The sequence below is a fragment of the Methanocalculus natronophilus genome, from assembly GCF_038751955.1.
GTDB classification, from domain to species: Archaea; Halobacteriota; Methanomicrobia; order Methanomicrobiales; family Methanocorpusculaceae; genus Methanocalculus; species Methanocalculus natronophilus.
Window position 1 is genome coordinate 1 of sequence record NZ_JBCEXH010000107.1, and the last position, 569, is coordinate 569.

Sequence of the window (569 nt, forward strand, 5' to 3'; positions counted from 1 at the left end):
CGGTAATGCCATCGCCATCAGCGAGCTTTAAATCGAGCAGTAATAAATCGGGCATACTAGATTCTAAAATTAAAAACATCTCACCGATTGAAGAAATAGTATGCGTGATGATGTAGTTAGAATGTTTTTCTATTAACCCTTTAATGCCTTCTCTTACAATATGATGGTCATCGACAATCATTAATTTTTTCATGAAGAGCCCTCCAGTGGTATGAACGCGTTAATCGTCGTCCCAGATTTAAACCAACTCGATTTTTCTTTAGAATAAACTTTTAATGTTCCCCCTAAGTTTTCAGCACTTTTATCCATAGATTTTAACCCTAAGTGTTGAACGCTTCGATTTTTCTTTAGGTCAAATCCTTTCCCGTTATCAGTAATAATTAGTTTTATACATTCTAATTCTTGATAAAGAATCACTGAAACCTTGCTGGCGTTAGCGTGTTTTAAGGCATTCATTAAAGCTTCTTTTATAATATAATACATTTCTTCTAAAACGTGTGCATCAATATTTCTAAGCCCTTGTAGGGATAGATGATTTTGATAGTCTAATTTGAAAGTCGCGGTATGGT

Annotated in this window: 2 protein-coding genes; both read right to left on the reverse strand. The window is 34.3% G+C overall.

All coding sequences use genetic code 11. The annotated features are described in order from the left end of the window. On the reverse strand, positions 1–193 hold a 193-nt coding region (locus ABCO64_RS10715), incomplete at its 3' end, for a response regulator (RefSeq protein WP_343089469.1). Then, on the reverse strand, positions 190–569 hold a 380-nt coding region (locus ABCO64_RS10720), incomplete at its 5' end, for a sensor histidine kinase (protein WP_343089470.1). The genes ABCO64_RS10715 and ABCO64_RS10720, both read right to left, overlap by 4 nt.